The sequence below is a fragment of the Moraxella equi genome (assembly GCF_002027555.1).
Lineage (GTDB): Bacteria > Pseudomonadota > Gammaproteobacteria > Pseudomonadales > Moraxellaceae > Moraxella > Moraxella equi.
Genome location: NZ_MXAP01000129.1, coordinates 1 through 3,252, shown reverse-complemented (window position 1 = coordinate 3,252; position 3,252 = coordinate 1). Strand labels below are relative to the sequence as shown.

At 38.0% G+C, this 3,252-nt stretch carries 7 protein-coding genes; 6 read left to right on the top strand and 1 reads right to left on the bottom strand.

All coding sequences use genetic code 11. The features are described from left to right. The first annotated feature begins 83 nt into the window (after nt 1-83). On the top strand, nt 84-218 hold the full coding sequence (locus B5J93_RS14265) for a hypothetical protein (protein WP_265734218.1): 135 nt from the start codon (nt 84-86) through the stop codon (nt 216-218). After that, nucleotides 211-360: a hypothetical protein gene (locus B5J93_RS13610; protein WP_158080743.1), complete on the top strand. Its 150-nt coding sequence runs from the start codon at nt 211-213 to the stop codon at nt 358-360. The genes B5J93_RS14265 and B5J93_RS13610 overlap by 8 nt, the downstream gene beginning before the upstream one ends. 44 nt (nt 361-404) lie before the next feature. Here the strand turns inward: B5J93_RS13610 and B5J93_RS11635 are convergent, their stop codons facing one another. After that, the gene (locus B5J93_RS11635; RefSeq protein WP_079326530.1) at nt 405-611 is read right to left on the bottom strand and encodes a hypothetical protein; all 207 of its coding nucleotides are present in this window, start codon (nt 609-611) and stop codon (nt 405-407) included. A gap of 125 nt (nt 612-736) precedes the next feature. On the opposite strand from B5J93_RS11635, the gene B5J93_RS11630 reads away from it, so the two are divergent. From B5J93_RS11630 to B5J93_RS11615, 4 genes are all read left to right on the top strand, one after another. Beyond that, nucleotides 737-1,987 (top strand): phage/plasmid replication protein, II/X family, encoded by a 1,251-nt coding sequence (locus B5J93_RS11630; protein ID WP_115236935.1) that lies wholly within the window; start codon nt 737-739, stop codon nt 1,985-1,987. A gap of 15 nt (nt 1,988-2,002) precedes the next feature. Continuing rightward, on the top strand, nt 2,003-2,302 hold the full coding sequence (locus B5J93_RS11625; protein WP_079326528.1) for a hypothetical protein: 300 nt from the start codon (nt 2,003-2,005) through the stop codon (nt 2,300-2,302). Further along, a complete protein-coding gene (locus B5J93_RS13605) occupies nt 2,295-2,441 on the top strand; it encodes a hypothetical protein (protein ID WP_158080742.1) in 147 nt (48 codons plus the stop codon). The genes B5J93_RS11625 and B5J93_RS13605 overlap by 8 nt, the downstream gene beginning before the upstream one ends. 349 nt (nt 2,442-2,790) lie before the next feature. Beyond that, entirely contained in the window at nt 2,791-3,087 is a 297-nt protein-coding gene (locus tag B5J93_RS11615; protein ID WP_079326526.1) for a hypothetical protein, read from the top strand. The last annotated feature ends 165 nt before the right edge of the window (nt 3,088-3,252 follow it).

Genomic DNA, 3,252 nt, shown 5'->3' with positions numbered 1-3,252 from the left:
ATAATTAGCGTTATGTTAGCGTAGCTCAATACGCCCACGCTACAATGTCATGAGCGTGGGCGTATTTACACATAACGCAAATTATGCGTAGTTCTCAACGAGTTATCCACATGAACGCCCACGCCCCTACAGACACCCAAAAGTCGAGCGAACCCCTTAACGCACGTCGGATTTTGGCTAGTGTCTGTAGGGGCGTGTTTGGGCGTGATTGTGGATAACTCTTATTGTACAAATTTTAATCAAAAATTAAAAAGTATTGTGTGCGTGCGTGGGCGGTTGGGCGGTGCAAACGACAACGACACGCACGCACACAGGGCAGAATACACATATTTTAGTAGTGTATTCTACTCTCAAATTTGAGAATTTTTAGCCATTTTCCCTGTATTCTTGGGTGAAAATTTGAGTTAAATTGTTTCTATGTAAAATGTGCCGTCATCTTTTACATTCACTTTACTTAGAGTGATTTCTAGTATCTTATGGACAATTTCGCTTTCTGTTTTCATCGGCTTATTGCCACTTAGAGCAAGTTTTCTGTTCAGAGCAATTAACTTTTCTGTTAATGCCTGTTTTTCCCATTCGTTCATTTTGATAACTTTTGGCTTGGTTGTCATGTCTCAGTTCTCTTGTTGTTTACTTGTGCATATGATAAACAATTTTTTACAAAAAAACTTGATTATACTTGTTAATTGGTATACCATATTTACACCTAATTAACTGGTATACTTTTAAAGTAGCTATGCACGACACCAACATAATCAACATACCTTTTCAAGCTCCCTACGTCCGCCATCTCGGTGGCGTGGAGTTTGGTTTGGTCGCTGATTTACAGTATTTTGGTGTTAAATCTTATGGCGGTATCAGATTTGACGTGGACACTGGTAAGGTTGAGTATTACGACATCAAGCACCCTTTTGAAAAATTGCCAAGCTCCTTTGCTGATATGGCGGTCAAAGTCTATCATCACACCAAAAACACCATTCCTTATATCGCTTTAAACGCTAGTCCCAAATTTCTACAAGGTCATAATGTCTATGGTACGGATTATGTCTATGAGCTTGTTTGTGAAATGCTCGGTGTTCTGCGTGATAGCTATCCTGTGTTATGGTCTTTTTTAGATGTTCAAAACGCCCATTTTGCACGCATTGACGTTACTTATTCTGCTCGTCTACCAACTGACGACATGATGTTTGAAGTCATTGACATGATTGGTCGTGTCAAAACCAAATACCGCTTTCCAGATAACAAAAGAAATATTTTTGCCAATACTCGTTATTGGGGTCAAGCCGTGAACCGTGTGGGCTACTGCAAAATGTACGGCAAAAATAACGAAGTTGCTGATACGATGAAATCATTAAGACGAAAAGCAAGGGCAGACAACCGTCAAGCTCATTATTTGCTTGATACCGTCTTTACGCCTGAACTTGAACAGTTCGCTAAAAACTTGCTTAGATTTGAAGCCACCAACAAAAAACAAATGCTAGAAAATATGGGCATGCCGTCTAATATTTGGCAATTCATGCTTTATCAAAAAAATAACCCTGATTGCATGTTCAAGATGTGGAAATTTTGGTTTGCCGAGATATTCGATAGTATGCGTGGAGAAGTATCGATGACATTAGACGATAGCGAAGTATTAAGACTATGCAAAGAAAAACTTACAACAATTACACCCAAGGGGAAAATATCGTATACAAAAGCGATGCATGCTTATAACTTTTATATCATTTTAAGAAGTAAAGGTTTTAATAATACTAAACAAACAACGAATGAAAAAACATTTTACAGAAATATAAAACTACTTGTAGACATTGGCATATCCAAAGCCCATTTACAAAATTTAAACGGTCGTGAAATCAAAACAGTACCACTCATTGAGCTGATACAAATTGATTTTGCCAACCAAACACCACCAAATTATCAGCCTGTTAAATCTCGCTATTCTGGCGAATTTGACAAATATTTAAACCCGCTACGCATAGTAGCATAACACAAGGACTAAACCATGAGCGGTATTCCAATGACACTTGAAGTAACTGGGGCTATTCCAGTTGATTTTGAGCAACACCAATATATCAAAGTATTCGCCCAAGTGGACGCCAAAGGCGGTGTAGGCTCCGTTTCTCAGATGTTTAAATATAACAATTTAAAAGATTGGGATAAGTTTAAGCACATTAAAAGCGGTCAAACCTATAAAGCAAATTGTACTGTTTCTTTCGAAAGCGAAGGCGATGGCGACAAAAAAACCGAAATTGTCATTGAAACCATTGAGTTTGAAAAAAATAAGGCTGTTCAAAATGCGTGATTGGAATACTGGCGATGAAAACGGTCTAAACTCCGTCCCTAGTTATCTTGATTGGATTGATATTGATGATGAATTTTTAAATCGTGATAATCCAAAAAAAGATTGCGATAATGATGATTTGGACGATGTCCCATTTTAATGATTTGGATAAACTCCAAAAACAAGCGTTTATTGAAAATGAACGCAGATTAGCAACTTTGACAATGATGATTGACAATCATATTCATGATTCAATCAAAGCATATTTGACATGGTTGCCAATATTTAAAGTATCTTACCCCGAATTTATTGCTTATTACAATAAGCACGGTTTACACAATCTTAATCATGTGTTGAGACATTAACAATGTATGTTTGCAAAACGCTAATTCAAAATACTTGCATTGAGTGGGTCTCACATGACAATCAAGGTTTTATGTCGTTCTTTTCGCAATTGACATTTGCCGAAGCAAATCAATTGTTATCACTGACCGCCCTACTATTCTTAAATGCGTGGTCGTGGCGGTTTTTATCAAAACAAGCCGAAAGATAAGGAGTCAATTATCATGGCTAAATTTAATTCACAGGCTCTAAAAGCCAAATACCAAAAATCAGTAAATGCCGTTGGCATTGGTGCGATTGCGGTCGCTTCTGCTTCTGCTCATGCTTCGCTTGATATGTCTGCTGGTACGGAACAACTCGGCTTAGCACTTGCTGCAATTGGGGCACTTGGTGCCGCCAAACTTGCTCCTTCTGCCCTTTCATGGGTATGGGCTCGTGTTAACCGTGATGCTTCACGTGGCTAAGGTGTAAATAATGGTTACTTATTATGTGATTGTCGTAACATTGGCACTTTACATATTATTTAGCGATTAACCCAAAATAACCCCTTTAAGGGGTTATTTTAAATTTAGATAAACCCAAAGGAACCCCCATGCTTGCAACCCTACTACGCATTATCATCATCTATA